Genomic DNA, 19,628 nt, shown 5'->3' on the forward strand with positions numbered 1-19,628 from the left:
TACGGTCGCCGCATGGATGATCAAGATGACCTGGTGGAGCCGCTGCACGTGCTCTGCGTGCTCGGCACCGGCATGGACTTCGACGTGGTCGAGGCGGCCGCCCGCGCGTTCGGCGGGCCGTTCTTCTCGCTGGACCGGGAGTCGTCGGAGCACGAGCACGACCCGCGGATGCCCGACGCGTTCGAGGCCTGCCTCGCGCAGTTGACCTTCACCGACGACGACTGGACCGCGGTCGAGGAGCACGACTCGGTCGCGTACGTGCTCGCGAAGGGCGGGCAGGAGGACGCCTCCTTCATCTCCGAGCGGATGCTGGCGGTGGCGGCGGAGCTGTTCGAGCGTTGCGGCGCCACCGCGATCAAGAGCGAGAGCAGCGGCCTCGCCCACGGCCGGGAGACGTGGCTGGCGCTGGCCGCGGACGCCGCCGAGCCCGATGTCCTGCGCCAGGCCTGGGTGAAGCGGCCGATCTACAGCGGCGAGGTGCTCCACACCTGCGGCATGCACCTGCTCGGGGTGCCCGACGTGGAACTGGAGGCCGAGGGGCTGCTGGACGAGAACCGGCTCGGCGAGTGGGTGGAGCTGATCGACGGCCTGGCGGGCTACCTGCTGACCGAGCCGCGGGCGGCGGAGATCCGCGACGGTGAGGGCTTCCGGCTCACCGAGGACTCGCCGCGCTGGCTGCTGCGGCAGCAGTCGTGCGACCGCTACGACGACGAGGACATCTTCTTCAACCCCTACGGCTACTGGCGCCTCACGCCGGCCTGATCAGCCCGTCCTCGTGAGTGGCTATGGCCGCTCTGGCGACTACTGCCACTCACGACCCCTGATCACCCTGACGGGGTGGTTTCAGGCCGTTTATGTCGCTCGATGGTGTCCAGGTGTATCTGGCGGGCCTGTTCCGTCCTCTTTATTCGCGGGACCGCCGAAATCCGGCGGACGCCCGAACGGCCGGAGGCGGGTGAGGCAGGATGAACGGTATGGGTTTGCGACGCCACGACCAGCGGTCGGACGCCTCGCGCGGCCGATCGGGCTGGGGCGCCGGGCAGCGCGGCAAGCGCGGCTGGTACGCCGAAGGCGGCCGGGAGGCGCCGTCCGAGCACGGCTCGGAGCAGCGCGACGAGCCGCAGCGCGCCGAGCACCGGTTCGAGGCGTCGAGCAGCGGCGAGCAGCGAGCCGACCGGCGGTATCCGTGGCAGGACGATCCGGACTACGACCGGCCGCGCAGTCATGGCCGGCGGTTGCCGCCGCTGCCGGAAGACCACCCCGGCCGGGCCGAGGAAGAACCCGAACCCGAGCAGCCCCGGGGCACGGCACCGCCCCGGAAGCTGACGGTCACCCGGGTCGCCGCGTGGCGCAGCCGGGACCTGACGCAACGCGCGATGCGGATGTTCTTCTCGCTCGCGCACGCCGACGGCGCCGACCGGTCCGGGCTCGCGAAGTTCACCTACGCCGTGATGGGCAACTACGCGGTGGACGCCGCGATGGCGGTCGCGCTGGCCAACACCCTGTTCTTCTCCGCCGCCACCGGCGAGAGCAAGGACAAGGTCGCGCTCTACCTGCTGATCACGGTCGCGCCGTTCGCGGTGATCGCCCCGGTGATCGGCCCGGCGCTGGACCGGCTGCAGCAGGGCCGCCGCTTCGCGCTCGCCGCGTCGTTCGCGATCCGCGTGCTGCTCGCGGCCGTGATGGCGCTGAACTTCAACAGCTGGCTGCTCTACCCGGCGGCGCTGGGCTGCATGGTGCTGTCGAAGTCCTTCGGCGTGCTCAAGGCGGCGATGACGCCGCGGGTGCTGCCGACGCAGATCACGCTGACCAAGGCCAACTCCCGGTTGACCGCGTTCGGCATGGCCGCGGGCGGGATCTTCGGCGCGATCGCGTCCGGCTTCGCCTGGCTGCTGGGTTCCGAGGGCGCGCTGTGGTTCATGGCCGCGATGGCGGCCGGCGGCGTGTGGCTGTGCCTGCGGATCCCGGGCTGGGTGGAGAGCACCGAGGGCGAGGTTCCGACGTCGATCGGCTCGAACCCGGCGCAGACCAAGAAGGTTCCGCTGAGCGGGCACGTGGTGGTGGCGCTGTGGGGCAACGGCGGCATCCGGCTGCTGACCGGGTTCCTGACGCTGTTCGCGGCGTTCGTGATCAAGCAGAGCACCCAGCACGAGCCGTTCATGCAGCTGGTGCTGCTCGGCCTGATCGGCGGTGCGGCCGGGGTCGGCAGCTTCCTCGGCAACGGGCTGGGTTCGAAGATGCACTTCGGCAAGCCGGACCGGGTGATCATCGCCTGCCTGGGCAGCGCGCTGGCGGTCGCGGTGTGCGCGGCGGTGCTGGCCGGGTTCCCGCTCGCGGTGGTGGTCGGCCTGGTCGGCGCGACGGCCAGCGCGCTGGCCAAGGTCTGCCTGGACGCGGTGATCCAGCACGACATGCCGGAGCGGTCGCGGGCCTCGGCGTTCGGCCGGTCCGAGACGATCTTGCAGCTCAGCTGGGTCTTCGGCGGCGCGCTGGGCGTCCTGCTGCCACCGGTCTACTGGATCGGGTTCGCGGTGGTCTCCGCCGCGCTGGCGCTGATGCTGGCGCAGACGATCGCGGCCGGCCGTGGCGGCACGCTGCTGCCACGCCTCCCGCGCCGGTCCGCACCGGCCACCGCGCGATTACGGACCAAGTCGTAGGCTCGAACCGTGCATCGTGGACTGAAGCCGCTGCTGGCGGTGGCGGGCATCGCGCTCGCCACCGGTTGTGCCGCCCCCAGCGAACCGCAGGTCACCTTCTACTCCCACGGGAACTCGGTGACCGTCAACCCCGCCCAGTACTGCGACGCGACGGGGCAGAACTGCATGACTCCGCCGGAGAACCCGGTCGGCGACCTGCGGGTGCCCGACCGCAGCCCGCTGCAGATCTCAGTCCCCGGCGAGGTCGCGGCGGCGCCGTGGCAGGTGGTGTTCATCTACCGCGGGCTGGGCGGCGAGGAGCTGGACGGCCGCAGCCAGGTCTTCCCGCCCGACTCGCAGCACGCCTACACGCTGCAGCTGCCGCCGGACGGCGGCCGGTTGGAGCACGTGGAGGTCCAGAAGTTCTCGGCGGTGCTGACGCCCGGCGCCGACGGCGGCGTCGACTTCGGCATCGGCGGCAGCTGGATCCTGAACGTCCAGCAGTGACATCCGGCGGCCGTTTCAGTCGTCGACCAGCCCGGCCTCGTACGCGGTGATCGCGGCCTGGACGCGGTTGTTCGCGGACAGGCGTTGCAGGATCGTGCTGACGTGCGCCTTGACGGTGCCTTCGGCCAGGAACAGCCGCCGCGCGATGTCCTGATTGGACAGTCCCGCGCCGACCAGCGCCAGCACCTCGCGTTCCCGCGGGGTCAGGGTCGCCACCCGGTCGCGGGCGGCGGTTCGCCGGGCGGCCTGGCCACCGCGCATCCCGGCGATCACCCGCTGCGCGATCCGGGGCGACAGGTACGCCGCGCCGTCGGCCACGGCGCGAACGCCGATGAGGAGTTCGCGCGGATCGGCGGCCTTGAGCAGGAATCCGCGGGCGCCGTCGCCGAGCGCCCGCGCCACGAACTCGTCCTCGTCGAAGGTGGTGAGCACGACGACCTTGACCTCGGGCTGCGCGCGGGCCAGTTCCGCGGCGGCGGCGAGCCCGTCGAGCCGGGGCATCCGGATGTCCAGCAGGATGACGTCCGGTCGGTGCTCGGCGGCCAGTTCGATGGCCTGCCGCCCGTCCTCGGCTTCGGCGACCACGTCGATCTCCGGGTCGGTCGCCAGGATCGACCGGACCCCGGCGCGGATCATGGCCTCGTCGTCGGCCAACAGCACGCGGATCATTCGTCTTCCTTCGTCGCGGGCACGGCCGGGCAGGGCAGCCGAGCGATCACGGTGAAGCCGTCGCCGGGCTCGGCCCGGAAGGTGCCGCCGAGCAACCGGACCCGCTCTGCCAGCGCCAACAGCCCGCTGCCGTTTCCGCCGTCGAGCACGGGCGGCGCGTCGACGGCCGAGTTTCGCACGATGACGTTGAGCCCGTTGGGAATTCGCTCGACCCGCACGGTCACCTCCGCCCCGGGCGCGTAGCGGGCGGCGTTGGTCAACGCCTCCTGCACCACCCGGTGCGCTGCGCGGTCCACCTCCGGCGGCACCGCGAGCGGCTCGCCGCTGCGCAGCAGCGACACCGCCATCCCGGCGCTGCCCGCGCGGTCGACCAGCGCCTCCACCGACTCGTCCGGCGGCTCGACGCTTGGCGTGCCGTTCTCCCGCAGCATCCCGATCGTCTGCCGGAGCCGGTCGGTGGCGGCGACCGCCGTGGCGCGCAGCTCGGCGGCCGCTTGCTGGTTGGCTTCGGTCATTTCGGGGGCCAGTTCGAGGGATCCGGCGCGCAGCGCGATCAACGCCAGGTCGTGGCCGAGCGAGTCGTGCATGTCCGCAGCGATCCGGGCGCGTTCCCGCAGCCTCGCGCGCTCGGCGACGAACTCCTGCTCCCGCTCCATCTGCTCGACCCGCTGCTGACCTGCGACGATCAACTCGGCCTGCTGCCGCCGGAACTGCCCGGCCAGCCACGGCAAGGCCACGAAAACGGTCAGGCACAGCAGGGAGCTGAAGCCGGCCCAGAAGTCCACGACCGCGCCGGCGACCCCGCCCAGCGCGGCGACCGCGAGCCAGGCCCAGCCGCGGCGAACCGGGAGGTGCCGACCGTGGAGGTAACCCACCACGGCCAGCGCCACGAGCAGCAGCAGCCGCCACACCTCGGCGTCGAGCCCGTAACCGGCGAGCACGCACACCCCGGCGATGACCAGCAGTGCCGCGCCGTTCCTCACCCGGACGACCTTACGGCGCGCAGCCTCAGCAGCCGGAACGCCGCGGTGCTGAGCCCGGCGAGCGCCGCAACCAGGAGCACGACCGTCAAGGGCAGCGGGAAGTACGTCATCTGCGCCCAGGTGACCGTGCGGCCGTTGCTGATGAACGAGATCAGGCTCGGGTAGGCCAGGAACACCGCGACCGGGAGCAACACAGGCACCAACCGCAACGCGATCCGCCAAGCCGGCCGCCCGGCGCGCTTGGCCGCCCAGCGACGAGAACGCACCGCGCCGAGCACACCCAGCCCCACGGCCGCCAGCCCGATCAGGCCCAGCACCAGCTCGAACTGCTGCCGCGTGCCGCCGGGCACCTCGGGCGTCTTCCCCTCGCTCAGCGCCACCAGCCCGGTGAGGATGCCGTAGTAGTCGCCGTTGAGGGAAGCGTTGTTGGCCATGACTGCGAAGCCGTAACCGGTCTCCGGGATGATCATCTCCGTCGCGGCGTAGGTGAACAGGTTCCCGTCGTGCACCAGCCTTTCCGGGCCGTCGGCGGGCTTGTCAATGCCCCAGCCCATGCCGTATTCGTGCACGTCGGAAGGGCTGTGCATGGCGCGCAGGCTCTCCGGTGCGACGAGCTGACGCCCGTGGCCGCCCTGCGCGATCAGCCACTTCCCCATGTCGGCGGCGGTGGTGATGACGCCGCCGCCACCGCTGCCGTCGAGGAATCCGGGCAGCTCCGGGCGGGAGAGCCACGCACCGAACAGCGAGTTGTAGCCGTCGGCGGGCCGGACGACCTCATCGCGAAGCGCGCTGCGGCTCATCCCGAGAGGGCCGAACACGTGCTGCTGCATGTAGTCGTCGAAGGTCTGGCCGCCGGCGACCTCGACGAGCCGGGCCGCCAGGTCGTAGTTGACGTTGCAGTACTCCCAGTGCGCGCCCGGTTCGGCGGCCAGCGAGCCGGTGCCCAGCCGCGAGGTGTACTCGGCGAGCGAGCCCGCTTCCTCCAGCGCGTTGATGTCGATGGTGCGGTCGGAGAACCCGGAAGTCTGGTTCAGCAGGTGCCGGACGGTGACCTCGCGGAAGCGCGGATCGGCCATGGCGAACCCGGGCAGCTGCTCGACGACCGGCCGGTCCAGCGCGATCTTGCCCGCGTCGACCAGGGTCATGACCGCCATGGCCGTGAACGACTTGCTGACCGACGCGACCCGCATCGGGGTGTCGGCCGTGACCGGCCGCCCGTCGGAATCGTGGCCGTAACCGGCGGCGTGCACGATCCTGTCGTCCTTGGTGACCACCACCGAGAACCCGGGCATGTCGGTGGATTCCAGCGCGCGGGTCAGGTAGTCGTCGATGGCCGGTGCGGTCGGTTCGGGCGCGGCCTGCGCGGTGGCGGGGCCGATCGAGACCCCGATGGCCACGGCGAGCGCGATGATCTTGGCTTTCATGCAGGTGAACCTATGGATCAGGACACCCCGGCCGGATCTGCCGACCGACCACCACCACCCCTGACGAAAGACACAAAAGAGCCGGGCGCACCGCGATGCGCCCGGCCTTCGAAGCCTGTCAGTTGCCGCCCGGGTCCAGCTCCCGAGCGACCGCGCGCACGACCTCGCCGATCCGCTTCGACATCTTGCGGTCCGGGTAGCGGCCGCGGCGCAGGTCGGGCTGGATCTTCAGCTCCAGGAGCTTGATCATGTCCTCGACCATGCCGTGCAGTTCGTCGGCGGAACGCCGGTGCGCCTCCGCCACCGACGGCAGCGGGTCCAACAGCTTGACCTTGAGGGCCTGCGGGCCGCGGCGCCCCTGCGCCATGTCGAAGTCGACGCGCTGGCCCGTCTTGAGCGCCTCCACACCCGACGGCAGCGCCGAGGACCGCACGTAAACGTCCTCCCCGCCGTCCTGGGTCAGGAAGCCGAAGCCCTTCTCCGCGTCGAACCACTTGACCCTGCCGGTCGGCACTGTCCTCACCGTTCCCTGTCGAATGTGCTGGCCCGGTCTCCGGGTCCTCGTCGTCCCTCTGGCTGTCCGCCGAGCGGAACCCAATGGCCCCGGCACGACGAAAGCGCCCCGAAAACGCCGCACAGTTGGGCGCGCCGGGACGCGTCACAGCAAGCGTACCGCGTACCCAGCCGATAACACCCGTCCTTATCGACCAAGGCCCGCTGCGGCACTCGGCGCAGTCGCTGAATACGCTGCTCAGCATGGCAGCCGCTACGCCCAGGTCCGTGATCCTCCCGGTTTCGATGATCCTGTTCGGGCTGGGACTGCTGGCGATCATCGCGATCTTCGCGCTGTTCGCCGCCGGCTACGAGAACATGCCGATCTGGCTCAACCTCGCGACCCTGCTGTGCCCTGCCGGGCTGATCTTCGGCGTGATCGCCACGGTCCTGCGCAGCCGCAAGCGCTGATTCAAAGCTGCGCGAGCCATGCCGGGAACTCGGTGAGGTCGCGCAGCGCGACGTCGGCGCCGGCTTCCACCAGCTCGTCGGCGCCGTAGGGCCCGGTGGCCACGCCGACCGCGACCGCCCCTGCGGCCTTCGCGCCGACGACATCGCCGAGGTGGTCGCCCACGTAGATCGTCGCGCCCTCCTCGCGCAGCACTTCGCCCTTCGCCGCGGCGAAGACGTCGCCGGCGAGCCGGTCGACGTCCCAGCCGAACGCCTTCAGGTGCAGGGCCGCACTCGGCTGGTACTTCCCGGTGATCACCAGGGTTCGCCCGCCCGCTTCGCGTACCGCCTCCAGCGCCCGCTCGGCGCCCGGCATCGGCTTGGTCAGCCCGACCACCACGGACGGGTAGATCTCGCGGAAGTGGCCGACGAGCCGCTCGACCATCGGCTCGTCGAAGCCGTAACCGCGCATCGTGTCGGCCAGCGGCGGCCCCAGGTGCGCCGCGACTGCCTCGCCGTCCAGCGACAGCGCGAACTCCTCGTTCAGGGCTTCGATCGCGCGGACCACGCCCGGTCGCGGATCGATCAGGGTCATGTCCAGGTCGAAACCGACCACCGGCGCACTGCGCTGTTCTGCCACGCGCACCACCCTACGTTCGGGGGACGCGCGCCCCCTTGACTCGAAACTGCGCAGTATCGAAAATCACGGTCATAATATTCCTCACAATTTGGCGAGCTGGAGTCGTTCAATGACGAGCACCACCGCGCACCCCGCCCACCGCGAAGGGTTCCACTCACTGAAGGCCAGCGGCCTGAACTGGGACTCGCTGCCGCTGCGGCTGTTCAACAAGGGCAACGCCAAGTTCTGGAACCCCGCCGACATCGACTTCAGCAAGGACGCCGAAGACTGGCAGCGGCTCGACGAGGCCGAGCAGCGCAGCGTGGCGGGCCTGTGCGCGCAGTTCATCGCCGGCGAGGAAGCCGTGACGCAGGACCTCCAGCCGTTCGTGTCCGCGATGGCCGCCGAAGGCCGGTTCGGCGACGAGATGTACCTGACGCAGTTCGTGTTCGAGGAGGCCAAGCACACCCAGGTCTTCCGGCTGTGGCTGGACGCCATCGGGCTCACCGACGACCTGCACGGACTCGTCGAGGAGAACCCCGGCTACCGCGAGATCTTCTACCGGGCGCTGCCCGAATCGCTGCACGCCCTGCACGCCGACCCGAGCCCGGAGAACCAGGTGCGCGCGTCGGTCACCTACAACCACGTGGTCGAGGGCACCCTGGCCCTGACCGGCTACTACGCCTGGCACAAGATCTGCGTCAGCCGCGGCATCCTGCCCGGCATGCAGCAGGTCATCCGGCGCATCGGCGACGACGAGCGCCGCCACATGGCGTGGGGCACGTTCACCTGCCGCCGCCACGTGGCCGCCGACGAGCGCAACTGGGACGTGGTGCAGGACCAGATGGCCAAGCTGCTGCCGCACGCCATCGCCCAGGTCCAGTGGAAGCCGGAGGACGCACCCGAGGTGCTGCCCTTCGAGCTGGACAAGGACGAGCTCACGGCCTACGCCTCGGATCGCGCGACCCGCCGCCTCGGCGCGATCTCCAGTGCGCGTGGCGTGCCGCTGGCCCAGATCGACGTCGACGCCTCCCCCGAGCAGCTGGAAGACCAGTTCGGCGCCGAGGACGAAGCCGAACTCGCCAAGCTCGACGCCCAGCGCTGACCCGGTGGTGGGCGCCTTCGGCCGAAGGCGCCCACCGTTAGATCAGTCGAGGTCGAGGAGCTTCTTCGCGGTTTCGCGCATCTCGATCTTGCGGATCTTGCCGGTGACCGTCATCGGGAACTCGTCGACGACGTGGACGTAGCGCGGGACCTTGTAGTGCGCGAGCTTGCCGGCGCAGAACTCGCGCAGCGCCTCGGCGGTCAGCGACGCGGCGCCCTCGCGCAGCCGCACCCAGGCCATCAGCTCCTCGCCGTACTTCGCGTCCGGTACGCCGATGACCTGCGCGTCGAGGATGTCCGGGTGCGTGTAGAGGAACTCCTCGATCTCGCGCGGGTAGACGTTCTCGCCGCCGCGGATGACCATGTCCTTGATCCGGCCGGTGATGCTCACGTAGCCGTCCTCGTCCATGACGGCGAGGTCGCCGGTGTGCATCCAGCGCGCCGCGTCCACCACCTCGGCGGTCTTCTCCGGCTGCTCCCAGTAGCCGAGCATCACCGAGTAGCCGCGGGTGCACAGCTCGCCCGGCGTGCCCACCGGCACGGTCAGGCCGGTAGCCGGGTCGACGATCTTGATCTCCAGGTGCGGCCCGACCCGGCCCACCGTGGACACCCGCCGCTCCAGCGAGTCGTCGGCGCGGGTCTGCGTCGACACCGGCGAGGTCTCGGTCATGCCATAGCAGATCGACACCTCGCTCATCCCCATCCGGCCGATGACCTGCTTCATCACCTCCACCGGGCAGGGCGAGCCGGCCATGATCCCGGTGCGCAGCGAGGACAGGTCGAAGGACTCGAAATCCGGGTGGTCGAGCTCGGCGATGAACATCGTCGGCACCCCGTACAGCGAGGTGCAGCGCTCCGCGGCGACGGCCGACAGCGCCGCCGTCGGGTCGAAGCCCTCCGACGGGATCACCATCGCCGACCCGTGGCTGGTGCACGCCAGGTTGCCCATCACCATGCCGAAGCAGTGGTAGAACGGCGGCACGATCGCCACCCGGTCGGCCTCGGTGTAACCGCACAGCTCGCCGACGAAGAACCCGTTGTTCAGGATGTTGTGGTGCGACAGCGTCGCGCCCTTCGGGAATCCGGTGGTGCCCGAGGTGTACTGGATGTTGACCGGGTCGTCGGCCGACAGCCGGATCGCCGCCAGCCGCTGCGGATCGCCGGAGCCGCCGGCCAGCTCCGCCCACTCCGGGGAATCCAGGAACACCACCTGCTCCAGGCCCGGGCACTTCGCCCGCACCTGCTCCACCATCGCCACGTAGTCCGACGACTTGAACGACCGCGCCGACACCAGCAGCCGCACCCCGGACTGGTTGAGCACGTACTCCAGCTCGTGCACCCGGTACGCCGGGTTGATGTTGACCAGGATCGCGCCGATCTTCGCCGTCGCGTACTGGGTCGTGGTCCACTCGGCGCGGTTCGGCGCCCAGATCCCGACCCGGTCGCCCTTGCCGATCCCGGCGTCCAGCAGGCTCACCGCCAGCGCGTCCACTTCGGCGACGAACTCCCGGTAGGACCAGCGGCGCCCGGTCGCGAACTCCACGAGCGCGTCGCGGTCGGGGAAGCGCGCCGCCGTCCGGTCGAGGTTCTCGCCGATGGTGTCGCCCAACAGCGGCACGTCCGAGATGCCCGAGGCGTAGCTGGGCTGAGCTGGTTCGACGGCATCCACGTCGACGACCTCCCGAAAACTCAGTGATGCAGGTCACCCATCTTGTCCTGGCCGGACGCCCGTCGGCCACCCCCGGATGCGGGTAGTGGCCGGCCCGGGGTTGCGTACCGTTCAGGGATGCGTGCTTTCGTCGTGGATTCCTTCACCGACAGCGCCTTCGCCGGCAACCCCGCCGGCGTCGTGCTGCTGGACGCCCCTGCCAAGACCGAGTGGATGCAGTCGGTCGCTGCCGAACTGCGGCACTCCGAGACGGCATTCGTCGTGACCGGCGGCCCGGAGGGCGAACCCAAGCCGCTGCGCTGGTTCACCCCCTCGACCGAGGTGCCGCTGTGCGGGCACGCCACCCTGGCGACGGCGCACGTGCTCGGCGGCGACCAGCGCTTCGACACCCGCAGCGGCGTGCTCACCTGCACCGCGCAGGACGACGGCTGGATCGAGATGGACTTCCCGGTCGACCGCGCCGAGCCGGTGGAGCCGCCCTCGGCGCTGGCCGCGGGGCTGCCCGGCATCACCATCGAGGAGGCCGCGGAGGGCGAGACCAAGGTGCTGGCGCTCGCCGCATCCGCCGCGGAGGTCCGCGCGGTGCGACCGGACTTCGCGATGCTGGCAGACGTCCCGTCGCGCGGTGTGATCATCACGGCGCCGGGAGACCGACCGGGCATCGACTTCGTCAGCCGGGTGTTCGCCCCGCAGGTCGGCATCCCGGAAGACCCGGTGACCGGCTCGGCCCACTGCACGCTGGCGAACTGGTGGGCGGCGAAGCTCGGGAAGGACGAGCACGACACGACGTTCGTCGGAGAGCAGGCGTCCCAACGAGGCGGCATCGTCCAGATGGCCCTCCGCGGAAACCGCGTAGGCCTCCGAGGCCGCGCGGTCACGGTCCTCAGCGGCAACCTCCTCGTCTGACCCACCACCTCGTCCGACCCACCACCCGGTCCGACCCACCACCCGGTCCGACCCACCGCAGTTTCAATTGAAACTGCACCCCATCGGCGTGTCGCACCACGACACACCGGTGCCTGTGGACAACTCCCGCAATTTCAATGGAAATCAGAGGTCCGATTTCCATTGAAATTGCGGACCCACCCGCTCGGAGCGCGCCTGCGAGACGGTCCGGTGTGTGATCCACTACCTCGGTTCGGCGACCGGGATGCGGGGCTGGCACCGTGGAGGCATGCGGTTGCTGCTGAACATCATCTGGCTGGTGCTCTGCGGGTTCTGGATGGCCTTCGGCTACGCGGTCGCCGGGGTCGTCCTGGCGATCACGATCATCGGCATCCCGTTCTCCATCGCTTCCTTCCGGATGGCCAACTTCGCGCTGTGGCCGTTCGGCAGGCGGCTGGTCGACGAGCCCACCTCGGGCGCGATGGCAGGTATCGGCAACGTCCTCTGGCTGGTGCTGGCCGGCTGGTGGCTGGCGCTCGGGCACATCTTCACCGGCATCGCGCTGTGCGTCACGATCGTCGGCATCCCGCTGGGCATCGCGAACTTCAAGCTCGTCCCGGTCTCGCTGCTGCCGCTGGGCAAGCGCATCGTGGACGCCGACGACGTGTACGCGTTCATGCATCCCAGGTGACGTACGACACATCGGCGTACGACCGATCGGCCGAATGCAGTCCCACAGTCATAGGAATCGGCGACTTGGGGATTCGGATGATCACGGAACTGGAACTGGAGCTGGAGCGGGTCGCGGCGGCGGTCGAGCGCGCCTTCCGCGGTCCGGCACGGCAGGACTGGGCGCACGTCGAACGGCTGCGGCTGCAGGCGGACCTGCTCGACCGCCTGGCGGCGGCGCAGCGCCACTGGTCGGGCTCGCTGAGCCGCCGCGCCGAGCTCGTGCGCGATGCCGCTGAGCGCCTGGCCGACGAGCTCAACCAGGTCACCAGCGCCATCGCCGTGCCGAAACCCGCCCCGCCCGCGACGCCGTCGTAGCGATCAGGCCTTGAACGGATCCAGGACGTGGCCCGTGAGGTCGGCGATCGAGTTGATCACCTTCGTCGGCCGGTACGGGAACAGGTCCGCGGTGTGCTCGTCGGAGATCCCGGACAGCACCAGGATCGTCTGCATGCCCGATTCCAGGCCGGACCGCACGTCGGTGTCCATCCGGTCGCCGATCATCAGCGTGTTCTCCGAGTGCGCGCCCAGGTGGCGCAGCGCCGACCGCATCATCAGCGGGTTCGGCTTGCCCACGTAGTACGGCGCGCGGCCGGTCACCCGCTCGATCAGCGCGGCGACGGCACCGGTGGCGGGCAGCGTGCCCTCCCGGCTCGGCCCCTTCTCGTCGGGGTTGGTGGCGATGAACCGCGCGCCGCCCTCGACCAGCCGGATCGCCTTGGTTATCGCCTCGAAGCTGTAGGTGCGGGTCTCGCCGAGGATGACGTAGTCCGGATCGCGATCGGTCAGCACGTAGCCGATGTTGTGCAGCGCCGTGGTCAGCCCCGACTCCCCGACCACGTAGGCCGTGCCGCCGGGCCGCTGCTTCTCCAGGAACTGCGCGGTCGCCAGCGCGGAGGTCCAGATCGCGCCCTCCGGGACGTCCAGCCCGGTGCGCGACAGCCTGGCGCGCAGGTCGCGCGGGGTGTAGATCGAGTTGTTGGTGAAGACCATGAACGGGATGCCGTTCTCGCGCAGCGCCGCCACGAAGGCGTCCGCGCCCGGCACCATGTGCTCCTCGTGCACGAGCACGCCGTCCATGTCCATCAAGTACGTCCAGGGGGATGGCTCAGTCACGCCCCAGATGATCCACCTGATGTGGGGTGAATTGCTACTTCGGCGGCCTTCACCACGAACCAGACCTCGTCGTCGGGGGTGAGCCGCAGGTCGGCGACGGCCGCCGGGGTCACGTCGGCGGCCAGCGAGCAGTCCCGCACCACGCCGCGCACCCGCACGACGTCGCCGCGCGGTTCGAGCGCCGCCAACCGCACCGGGATCGCGTTGCGCGGGCTGCCGTGCGGGCGCTCGCGGTGCACCGCGACGGCCGACGGCGCGAACACCGCAGCAGCGGCTTCGCCGTGCTCCAGCTCCTCGGCGATCCGGCCGCTGATCGTGCTGTCGCCGAAGGAAACGCCGTCCGCCGCTGCTACCCCGGGCACCAGGTTCAGCCCGGCCACCCGCGCCGTGAACGCCTCCTTCGGGCGGGCCAGCACCTCGCGGGTCGGGCCCTGCTCGACGACGCAGCCGTCGAGCATCACCAGGAGCCGATCGGCGAGCACGACCGCGTCCAGCACGTCGTGGGTGACCAGCACGGTCGGTTTCTCCTGCCGCCGCAGCACCTGGTGCAGCAGCCCGCGCATGGCCGGAGCGGCGTCGACGTCGAGCGCGGCCAGCGGCTCGTCGAGCAGCAGCAACCGCGGATTCGCCGCCAGCGCCCGGGCCAGCGCCACTCGCTGCGCCTGACCGCCCGAGAGCTGCCCGGGCTTGCGCGCGGCCAGCTCGGCGACGTCCACCTCGGACAACCAGCGCTCGGCTGCCTCCCGCGCATCGGCCTTGCGGACACCGACCGCGCGCGGTCCGAATGCGACGTTCTCCAGCGCCGTCAGGTTCGGGAACAGCAGCGCGTTCTGCGCGAGTAGCCCGACACCGCGGCGGTGCGTCGCCACGTTGATCCCGCGCTCGGTGTCCAGCCACGCGGTGCCGTCCAGCTCGACGCGCCCGCGGTGCGGGACGAGCTGCCCGGCCAGCACCGACAGCAGCGTCGACTTGCCCGCCCCGTTCGGCCCGAGCACCGCCAGGACCTCGCCGGGCGCCACCTCGAACTCCGCGCGCAGCGTGAAGTCGGGGCGCCGGAACTCGATGTCGGCGCGCAATCCGCTCACAGCCGTCCCTCCACCGCCTTGGGCCGGGCCACCACGATCACCAGCAGCGCGACCACCACCAGCAGCAACGACATCGCGACCGCAGCGTCCACATCGGACTGCGCCGTGGTGTAGATGGCCAGCGGCAGGGTCCGGGTGGTGCCCTGCAAGCTACCGGCGAAGGTGATCGTCGCGCCGAACTCCCCCAGCGCCCGCGCGAAGGTCAGCACCAGGCTCGACCCGAGCGCGGGCAGCAGCAGCGGCACGGTGACGCGCCGGAACGTCAGCCAGGGCCCGGCGCCCAGCGTCGCGGCGACCTGCTCGTACCGCCCGCCAGCGGTCCGCAGCGCGCCTTCCAGGCCGACCACGAGGAACGGCATCGCGACGAACGTCTGCGCGAGCACCACGGCGGTTGTCGTGTAGGGCAAGCGAATTCCCACGACGTCCAGCAGCTGCCCGATCGGACCGGTGCGGCCCAGCAGGTAGAGCAGGGCAAGGCCGCCGACGACCGGCGGAAGCACCAGCGGCAGCAGCACGAAGGCCCGCACCACGCGGAGCCCGCGCATGCGGGACCTCGCGAGCACCAGCGCCAGCGGGCCGCCCAGGAGCAGCGCGAGCGCGGTGGAGATCAGCCCGGTGACCACCGAGAGCCGCAGCGCGTCGAGCGCGGCCGGGCTGAGCAACAGCTCCGGCAGGCGCGCGGGGTCGACGCGCGTCAGCAGCCCCAGGACCGGCAGGACCACGAGCGCCAGCGCGAGCGCGGCCGGCACCCACAGCACCACCGGCACCTGGGATGCCCGCAGTTTCAATTGAAACCTCACCTCACACCCGGGTCGTCCGCAGTTTCAATTGAAACTGCAGACGGTCCACACCTGACGGGGCACTGCTCACGGAGCGCCGAAGCCGTGCTCGCCGAGGACCTCGCGGCCGATCGGGCCGCGCGCGAACGCCATGAACTCCGCCGCCAGCTGCGCCTCCGGCGCGGCGGTGATCGTCGCGATCGGATAGGTGTTGATCGCCTGCTTCGACTCCGGGAAGTCCACCGCCTGCACCTTGTCCCCGGCCGCCTTCGCGTCGGTGACGTACACCAGCCCTGCGTCCGCCTCGCCGGCGACGACCTTCTGCAGCACCGACTTCACGTCGTCCTCCTCGCTGGCGGGCTTCAGCTGCACGCCGGAGGCCTGCGTCACCTTTTGCGTGGCCGATCCACACGGCACCTGCGGCGCGCAGACCACGACCGTCCGGCCGGGCGCCGCGAGGTCGGCGAGCGAGGCGATCCCGGCCGGGTTGCCCGGCGGGACCACGATCGTCAGCTGGTTCGTGGCGAGCACCTCCGGCGTGCCGACCAGGTCCCGCACCTTGTCCATGTTCTTGGTGTCCGCCGAGGCGAACACGTCCGCGGCGCGGCCCTGCTTGATCTGCTCGGCGAGCGTCGACGAGCCCTGGTAGTCGAACTGCACCCGCACGTCGGGGTGCTGCTCGGTGAACCGGGTGCCGAGCTCGTCGAAGGACTCGGTGAGGGACGCGGCCGCGAGCACGGTCAGCGTGCGCTGCGGCTGGGCCTGCCCGCACCCGGCCAGCACCACGAGCGCGACCAGCGCGCCGGCGATCATCTTGAGCTTCGACATCATCCTTCTCCCGGTGTTTCCACCACGACGTTGGTCGACTTGACCACGGCGACCGCCAGCGCCCCGGGCACCAGCCCGAGTTCGCGCACCGCCTCGGTGCTCATCAGCGAGACGATCCGGTGCGGGCCGCACTGGATCTCCACCTGCGACATGACCCGGTCCGAGATCACCTCGGTGACCAGCCCGACGAGCCGGTTGCGCGCGGACCGGCCGATGCCGGACGGGTCCGGCGTCGATCGGGCCTGGGCGCGGGCGAACTCGGCGAGCGCGGCGCCGTCCACGGTTCGCCGGCCGGCTGCGTCCCGCTCCGAAGGCAGCTGTCCGCCATCGACCCACCGGCGCACCGTGTCGTCGCTGACGCCGAGCAGCCCGGCGGCCTCCGAAATCCGATAGTGCGGCACAGCCGCCCACGTTACTTCCGCAGCTGCGTGCGAAACCAGCGAAATTGTCCGCAAACACGGATCTTGCAACGACTTTGTGCCTTCCTCCGACCACTCCGGACGCCGCAGCGGATCACTCGGCGATTCCGCACAAATTGGGGCCGCACGATCGAAATCCCCTCCCGCTAAGCGCTAGGGTCGTGGGGTGACCGCGGTGGACCTGGGAATCCCGCTCGTGCGCCGCACGACCGATACGTCCGCACGCCCGGACACGACCCGGCTGGTGGACCGGTTCGGCCGCATCGCGACCGACTTGCGCGTTTCCCTCATCGACAAGTGCAACCTGCGCTGCACCTACTGCATGCCCGCCGAGGGCCTGCCCTGGCTGAAGCGCGCGGAACTCCTCGACACCGAGGAGATGAACCGGCTGATCCGCATCGCCGTGGAGGAGCTGGGCGTCACCACGGTGCGCTTCACCGGCGGCGAGCCGCTGCTGCGGCAGGACCTGGTGGACATCATCGCGGCGACCGCGGCGCTGCCGAGCCGCCCGACGACCTCGCTGACCACCAACGGCATCAACCTCGGCGGCTTCGCCGAACCGCTGGTGCGGGCCGGGCTGAACCGAGTCAACGTCTCGCTCGACACCCTCGACCGCGACGTGTTCAAGCAGCTCACCCGCCGCGACCGGCTGGACGACGTGCTGGCCGGGCTCGCCGCGGCGAAGGAGATGCGGCTGGAGCCGGTCAAGGTCAACGCGGTGCTGATGCGCGGCATCAACGACCACGAGGCCGGCGACCTGCTGCGCTTCTGCATCGAGCGCGGCTACCAGCTGCGGTTCATCGAGCAGATGCCGCTGGACGCCCAGCACGAGTGGGACCGCGGCCAGATGATCACCGCCGAGGAGATCCTGGAGCGCCTCGGCGGCGAGTTCGCCCTCACCCCGGACGTCGCCGAGCGCGGCTCCGCGCCCGCGGAGCGCTGGCTGGTCGACGGCGGGCCCGCGACGGTCGGTGTGATCGCCTCGGTGACCAGGCCGTTCTGCGCCGCCTGCGACCGCACCCGGCTCACCGCGGACGGCCAGCTGCGCTCGTGCCTGTTCTCGACGACCGAGACGGATCTGCGCGGGCCGATGCGGGCCGGGGCCGAGGACGCCGAACTGATCCGGCTGTGGCAGGAGACGATGTGGGCGAAGGCAGCCGGGCACGGGATGGATTCGGGCGAGTTCGCCCAGCCGTCCCGGCCGATGAGCGCAATCGGGGGTTGACCGGATGACGGCTCTGCCGGAGCAGATCGGGACCGTGACGGTGCAGGTGCGCTACTTCGCGGGCGCCCGCGCGGCCGCCGGGGTCTCGGAGGAAACGGTGCACGTCACGCGCCCGGACGGCGCCGCCGTGACCGCTGCGGACGTCATCGCCGCCGCGCTCGGCCGGCACGACGAGAAGCTGGCGGACGTGCTGCCCGCGTGCAGCTTCCTGCTCGACGGAGTCGCCGTCCGGGACCGCGGCATCGCGGTTCCCGACGACGCGACCCTCGATGTCCTCCCGCCGTTCGCGGGCGGCTGAACCCCCTCTGCAGCGGCCTCTCGGGGCGACACTGCATTACTGCGCGCGCGGGCGTGCGCGCGCACGCGAATACAACATGCGTCGGCGTGTCGTACACGCTCGGCCAGGTGACATTTCGGTCTCGCTTCCGGGCATGTCGATCTTGACTCACGCCCCGTGTCCTTCGGCAGCCTTAACAGTCCCTGATCTAGCTACACAGATCACTACCGTGCGCATTGACGCGAATCCTCTTCGCGACCACCACGGTGGAGTCATGGCACGCCTGGGCGAGAACCCGGACGGGCCGCCGGAGCGGCGAACCGCTGCGACGAGGGTGGCCCGGAGGGAGCAACGAGGTGACCCACGACTCACTTACGGTGATCGATATCGGCCTGGAAACGACTTGATAACGGCGCCCTGATCAGCACAAATACCTCGGATCGAAGCATTGCCCCCAGTTGTTACGTGACCAGCGTCACATGAACTCAGGTTTCCGATCTCCCCGATGGTTACGTAGTGTCGCTCCTCGGTCGGCCCCGAACCGATCAGCAAGGAGCGGAAGCTCGCAGCGCCGAACCCTGTCCGGCGGGCTTCCAGACCCCGAAACGAAGAAAACCGGACAGGGGCGGGGGACCCAACACCCGGGCTCCCCGAAGCCCTAGGGGTGAAGCCGGCTCCCCCGAGTCGGCCGGGCTGCCTCTCAGCCCGAACCCGACAGCTGACCTCGCAGGCGCGGCAGGAGAGAGGAACATGGCTCGCTACCAAGGCAAGCACCGAAAGCCTTCCAATACCGGCCGCACCCTGGCCCGCGTCGCCGTCGCCGGCGCGGTGGTCGCCACCCCGATCGCGATCGCCGCCCCCGCCAACGCGGCCCCGAACTGGGACAAGCTCGCCCAGTGCGAGAGCAGCGGCAACTGGAGCATCAACAGCGGCAACGGCTACTACGGCGGACTCCAGTTCAGCGCGTCCACCTGGGCGGCCTACGGCGGCACCCAGTACGCCGGCAGCGCGCACCAGGCGACCCGCGAGCAGCAGATCGCCGTCGCCGAGAAGGTCCTCGCCTCGCAGGGCGCCAACGCGTGGCCGGGCTGCACCTCCAAGCTGAACTGGACCAGCGGCGGCACCAAGGTCACCGCCAAGGTGACCACGCCGAAGAAGGTCACCACGCCGAAGAAGACCACCGAGACCAAGGTCAAGACCCAGACGCCGACGGTGAAGACCAACGGCGCGGACTACACGGTCCAGCTCGGTGACACGCTGAGCAAGATCGGCGAGCAGTTCGGTGTGAGCTACCAGGACATCGCGCAGCGCAACTCGAGCGTCATCAACGACCCGAACCTGATCTTCCCGGGCCAGCAGCTCGACATCAAGTGATCTGGTCGGCCGGCTGAGCCGGCCGGCGAGGAGTACGTGTCGTACCCCCCGACACGGCACGTGCTCCGCACTCTCGGAACCCCCACCGCACCCCCCAGCGGCGGGGGTTCCGTCTTTTCAACAAATGGAGGACTCATCCTGCATAGCGGTGCGGGTAGCGGAACCTCAGGGGCCTTCTCGACTCCGGGATCCCCGACACACGTATGTCCAACGTCGCGTCGAGGCTGTCCTCGCGAGAAGACCCCTGAGAACCCGCGGCGGTGCGGGTTGCGTAGGTGGGCTAAGCGGCTTCGCCGCTTCAAAGACAAAAGGCCGCGCTACTCACCTCAGCACGTCCCAAACCACCGCTACTACAGCC

At 70.4% G+C, this 19,628-nt stretch carries 22 protein-coding genes and 1 riboswitch; of the genes, 11 read left to right on the forward strand and 11 right to left on the reverse strand.

The annotated features are described in order from the left end of the window. The first annotated feature begins 12 nt into the window (after positions 1-12). The 3 genes from ACWEV3_RS36405 (at position 13) to ACWEV3_RS36415 (ending at position 3,143) form a co-directional block, all read left to right on the forward strand. Positions 13-762: a hypothetical protein gene (locus ACWEV3_RS36405; RefSeq protein WP_452618254.1), complete on the forward strand. Its 750-nt coding sequence runs from the start codon at positions 13-15 to the stop codon at positions 760-762. Positions 763-974: 212 nt separating this feature from the next. Beyond that, positions 975-2,657, forward strand: coding sequence for an MFS transporter (locus ACWEV3_RS36410; protein WP_452618255.1), 1,683 nt, complete (start codon positions 975-977; stop codon positions 2,655-2,657). A gap of 9 nt (positions 2,658-2,666) precedes the next feature. Then, positions 2,667-3,143, forward strand: coding sequence for a DUF2771 family protein (locus ACWEV3_RS36415; RefSeq protein WP_452618256.1), 477 nt, complete (start codon positions 2,667-2,669; stop codon positions 3,141-3,143). Between the two features lie 15 nt (positions 3,144-3,158). Here the strand turns inward: ACWEV3_RS36415 and ACWEV3_RS36420 are convergent, their stop codons facing one another. From ACWEV3_RS36420 to ACWEV3_RS36435, 4 genes are all read right to left on the reverse strand, one after another. Next, positions 3,159-3,812, reverse strand: coding sequence for a response regulator (locus ACWEV3_RS36420; protein WP_452618257.1), 654 nt, complete (start codon positions 3,810-3,812; stop codon positions 3,159-3,161). After that, the gene (locus tag ACWEV3_RS36425; RefSeq protein ID WP_452618258.1) at positions 3,809-4,795 is read right to left on the reverse strand and encodes a sensor histidine kinase; all 987 of its coding nucleotides are present in this window, start codon (positions 4,793-4,795) and stop codon (positions 3,809-3,811) included. The genes ACWEV3_RS36420 and ACWEV3_RS36425 overlap by 4 nt, the downstream gene beginning before the upstream one ends. Further along, positions 4,792-6,219, reverse strand: coding sequence for a serine hydrolase domain-containing protein (locus tag ACWEV3_RS36430; protein WP_452618259.1), 1,428 nt, complete (start codon positions 6,217-6,219; stop codon positions 4,792-4,794). The genes ACWEV3_RS36425 and ACWEV3_RS36430 overlap by 4 nt, the downstream gene beginning before the upstream one ends. A 118-nt stretch (positions 6,220-6,337) precedes the next feature. Then, positions 6,338-6,733, reverse strand: a complete 396-nt coding sequence (locus ACWEV3_RS36435) for a cold-shock protein (RefSeq protein WP_452618260.1) — start codon at positions 6,731-6,733, stop codon at positions 6,338-6,340. Positions 6,734-6,975: 242 nt separating this feature from the next. Here ACWEV3_RS36435 and ACWEV3_RS36440 point away from each other — a divergent pair, with 242 nt between their 5' ends. Beyond that, positions 6,976-7,182: a hypothetical protein gene (locus ACWEV3_RS36440; RefSeq protein ID WP_452618261.1), complete on the forward strand. Its 207-nt coding sequence runs from the start codon at positions 6,976-6,978 to the stop codon at positions 7,180-7,182. A 1-nt stretch (position 7,183) separates the two neighbouring features. On the opposite strand, the gene ACWEV3_RS36445 is transcribed toward ACWEV3_RS36440, so the two are convergent. Beyond that, a complete protein-coding gene (locus ACWEV3_RS36445) occupies positions 7,184-7,801 on the reverse strand; it encodes an HAD family hydrolase (RefSeq protein ID WP_452618262.1) in 618 nt (205 codons plus the stop codon). Positions 7,802-7,910: 109 nt separating this feature from the next. Here ACWEV3_RS36445 and ACWEV3_RS36450 point away from each other — a divergent pair, with 109 nt between their 5' ends. Then, complete coding sequence (locus ACWEV3_RS36450) at positions 7,911-8,885, forward strand: R2-like ligand-binding oxidase (RefSeq protein ID WP_452618263.1); 975 nt, start codon at positions 7,911-7,913, stop codon at positions 8,883-8,885. A gap of 42 nt (positions 8,886-8,927) precedes the next feature. On the opposite strand, the gene ACWEV3_RS36455 is transcribed toward ACWEV3_RS36450, so the two are convergent. Next, the gene (locus ACWEV3_RS36455; protein WP_452618264.1) at positions 8,928-10,553 is read right to left on the reverse strand and encodes an AMP-binding protein; all 1,626 of its coding nucleotides are present in this window, start codon (positions 10,551-10,553) and stop codon (positions 8,928-8,930) included. 117 nt (positions 10,554-10,670) lie between these two features. On the opposite strand from ACWEV3_RS36455, the gene ACWEV3_RS36460 reads away from it, so the two are divergent. The 3 genes from ACWEV3_RS36460 to ACWEV3_RS36470 all read left to right on the forward strand — a co-directional run bounded on the left by ACWEV3_RS36460 (position 10,671) and on the right by ACWEV3_RS36470 (position 12,485). Beyond that, positions 10,671-11,459 carry a PhzF family phenazine biosynthesis protein gene (locus tag ACWEV3_RS36460; protein ID WP_452618265.1) on the forward strand — a complete coding sequence of 263 codons (789 nt, stop codon included), beginning with the start codon at positions 10,671-10,673 and terminating at the stop codon, positions 11,457-11,459. Positions 11,460-11,727: 268 nt separating this feature from the next. Then, complete coding sequence (locus ACWEV3_RS36465) at positions 11,728-12,129, forward strand: YccF domain-containing protein (RefSeq protein ID WP_452618266.1); 402 nt, start codon at positions 11,728-11,730, stop codon at positions 12,127-12,129. A gap of 77 nt (positions 12,130-12,206) precedes the next feature. Continuing rightward, positions 12,207-12,485 carry a hypothetical protein gene (locus ACWEV3_RS36470; protein ID WP_452618267.1) on the forward strand — a complete coding sequence of 93 codons (279 nt, stop codon included), beginning with the start codon at positions 12,207-12,209 and terminating at the stop codon, positions 12,483-12,485. A gap of 3 nt (positions 12,486-12,488) precedes the next feature. On the opposite strand, the gene ACWEV3_RS36475 is transcribed toward ACWEV3_RS36470, so the two are convergent. The 5 genes from ACWEV3_RS36475 to ACWEV3_RS36495 all read right to left on the reverse strand — a co-directional run bounded on the left by ACWEV3_RS36475 (position 12,489) and on the right by ACWEV3_RS36495 (position 16,376). Next, the gene (locus ACWEV3_RS36475; RefSeq protein ID WP_207954447.1) at positions 12,489-13,253 is read right to left on the reverse strand and encodes an HAD-IIA family hydrolase; all 765 of its coding nucleotides are present in this window, start codon (positions 13,251-13,253) and stop codon (positions 12,489-12,491) included. 26 nt (positions 13,254-13,279) lie between these two features. After that, positions 13,280-14,368 carry a sulfate/molybdate ABC transporter ATP-binding protein gene (locus ACWEV3_RS36480; protein WP_452618268.1) on the reverse strand — a complete coding sequence of 363 codons (1,089 nt, stop codon included), beginning with the start codon at positions 14,366-14,368 and terminating at the stop codon, positions 13,280-13,282. Beyond that, positions 14,365-15,156, reverse strand: a complete 792-nt coding sequence (locus ACWEV3_RS36485) for an ABC transporter permease (protein ID WP_452618269.1) — start codon at positions 15,154-15,156, stop codon at positions 14,365-14,367. The genes ACWEV3_RS36480 and ACWEV3_RS36485 overlap by 4 nt, the downstream gene beginning before the upstream one ends. 78 nt (positions 15,157-15,234) lie before the next feature. Further along, entirely contained in the window at positions 15,235-15,978 is a 744-nt protein-coding gene (gene modA, locus ACWEV3_RS36490; RefSeq protein ID WP_452618270.1) for a molybdate ABC transporter substrate-binding protein, read from the reverse strand. Next, a complete protein-coding gene (locus ACWEV3_RS36495) occupies positions 15,975-16,376 on the reverse strand; it encodes a TOBE domain-containing protein (RefSeq protein ID WP_358580515.1) in 402 nt (133 codons plus the stop codon). Before ACWEV3_RS36495 ends, modA begins: the two co-directional genes overlap by 4 nt. A 184-nt stretch (positions 16,377-16,560) precedes the next feature. On the opposite strand from ACWEV3_RS36495, the gene moaA reads away from it, so the two are divergent. The 3 genes from moaA (at position 16,561) to ACWEV3_RS36510 (ending at position 19,270) form a co-directional block, all read left to right on the forward strand. Beyond that, a complete protein-coding gene (moaA, locus tag ACWEV3_RS36500) occupies positions 16,561-17,619 on the forward strand; it encodes a GTP 3',8-cyclase MoaA (protein WP_452618271.1) in 1,059 nt (352 codons plus the stop codon). A gap of 4 nt (positions 17,620-17,623) precedes the next feature. Beyond that, positions 17,624-17,917 carry a MoaD/ThiS family protein gene (locus tag ACWEV3_RS36505; RefSeq protein ID WP_452618272.1) on the forward strand — a complete coding sequence of 98 codons (294 nt, stop codon included), beginning with the start codon at positions 17,624-17,626 and terminating at the stop codon, positions 17,915-17,917. A gap of 567 nt (positions 17,918-18,484) precedes the next feature. Beyond that, positions 18,485-18,645: riboswitch (cyclic di-AMP (ydaO/yuaA leader) on the forward strand. A gap of 1 nt (position 18,646) precedes the next feature. Further along, positions 18,647-19,270 carry a transglycosylase family protein gene (locus ACWEV3_RS36510; protein WP_452618273.1) on the forward strand — a complete coding sequence of 208 codons (624 nt, stop codon included), beginning with the start codon at positions 18,647-18,649 and terminating at the stop codon, positions 19,268-19,270. Positions 19,271-19,628 lie beyond the last annotated feature (358 nt).

Source organism: Saccharopolyspora sp. NPDC003752 (assembly GCF_053605825.1).

Bases quoted from the DNA above. Each gene is read 5' to 3' on its own strand.
- ACWEV3_RS36405 (WP_452618254.1), top strand. From the start codon at position 13: ATGGATGATCAAGATGACCTGGTGGAGCCGCTGCACGTGCTCTGCGTG.
- ACWEV3_RS36410 (WP_452618255.1), top strand. From the start codon at position 975: ATGGGTTTGCGACGCCACGACCAGCGGTCGGACGCCTCGCGCGGCCGA.
- ACWEV3_RS36420 (WP_452618257.1), bottom strand. From the start codon at position 3,812: ATGATCCGCGTGCTGTTGGCCGACGACGAGGCCATGATCCGCGCCGGG.
- ACWEV3_RS36430 (WP_452618259.1), bottom strand. From the start codon at position 6,219: ATGAAAGCCAAGATCATCGCGCTCGCCGTGGCCATCGGGGTCTCGATC.
- ACWEV3_RS36440 (WP_452618261.1), top strand. From the start codon at position 6,976: ATGGCAGCCGCTACGCCCAGGTCCGTGATCCTCCCGGTTTCGATGATC.
- ACWEV3_RS36450 (WP_452618263.1), top strand. From the start codon at position 7,911: ATGACGAGCACCACCGCGCACCCCGCCCACCGCGAAGGGTTCCACTCA.
- ACWEV3_RS36460 (WP_452618265.1), top strand. From the start codon at position 10,671: ATGCGTGCTTTCGTCGTGGATTCCTTCACCGACAGCGCCTTCGCCGGC.
- ACWEV3_RS36465 (WP_452618266.1), top strand. From the start codon at position 11,728: ATGCGGTTGCTGCTGAACATCATCTGGCTGGTGCTCTGCGGGTTCTGG.
- ACWEV3_RS36470 (WP_452618267.1), top strand. From the start codon at position 12,207: ATGATCACGGAACTGGAACTGGAGCTGGAGCGGGTCGCGGCGGCGGTC.
- ACWEV3_RS36475 (WP_207954447.1), bottom strand. From the start codon at position 13,253: ATGGACATGGACGGCGTGCTCGTGCACGAGGAGCACATGGTGCCGGGC.
- modA (WP_452618270.1), bottom strand. From the start codon at position 15,978: ATGATGTCGAAGCTCAAGATGATCGCCGGCGCGCTGGTCGCGCTCGTG.
- ACWEV3_RS36505 (WP_452618272.1), top strand. From the start codon at position 17,624: ATGACGGCTCTGCCGGAGCAGATCGGGACCGTGACGGTGCAGGTGCGC.
- ACWEV3_RS36510 (WP_452618273.1), top strand. From the start codon at position 18,647: ATGGCTCGCTACCAAGGCAAGCACCGAAAGCCTTCCAATACCGGCCGC.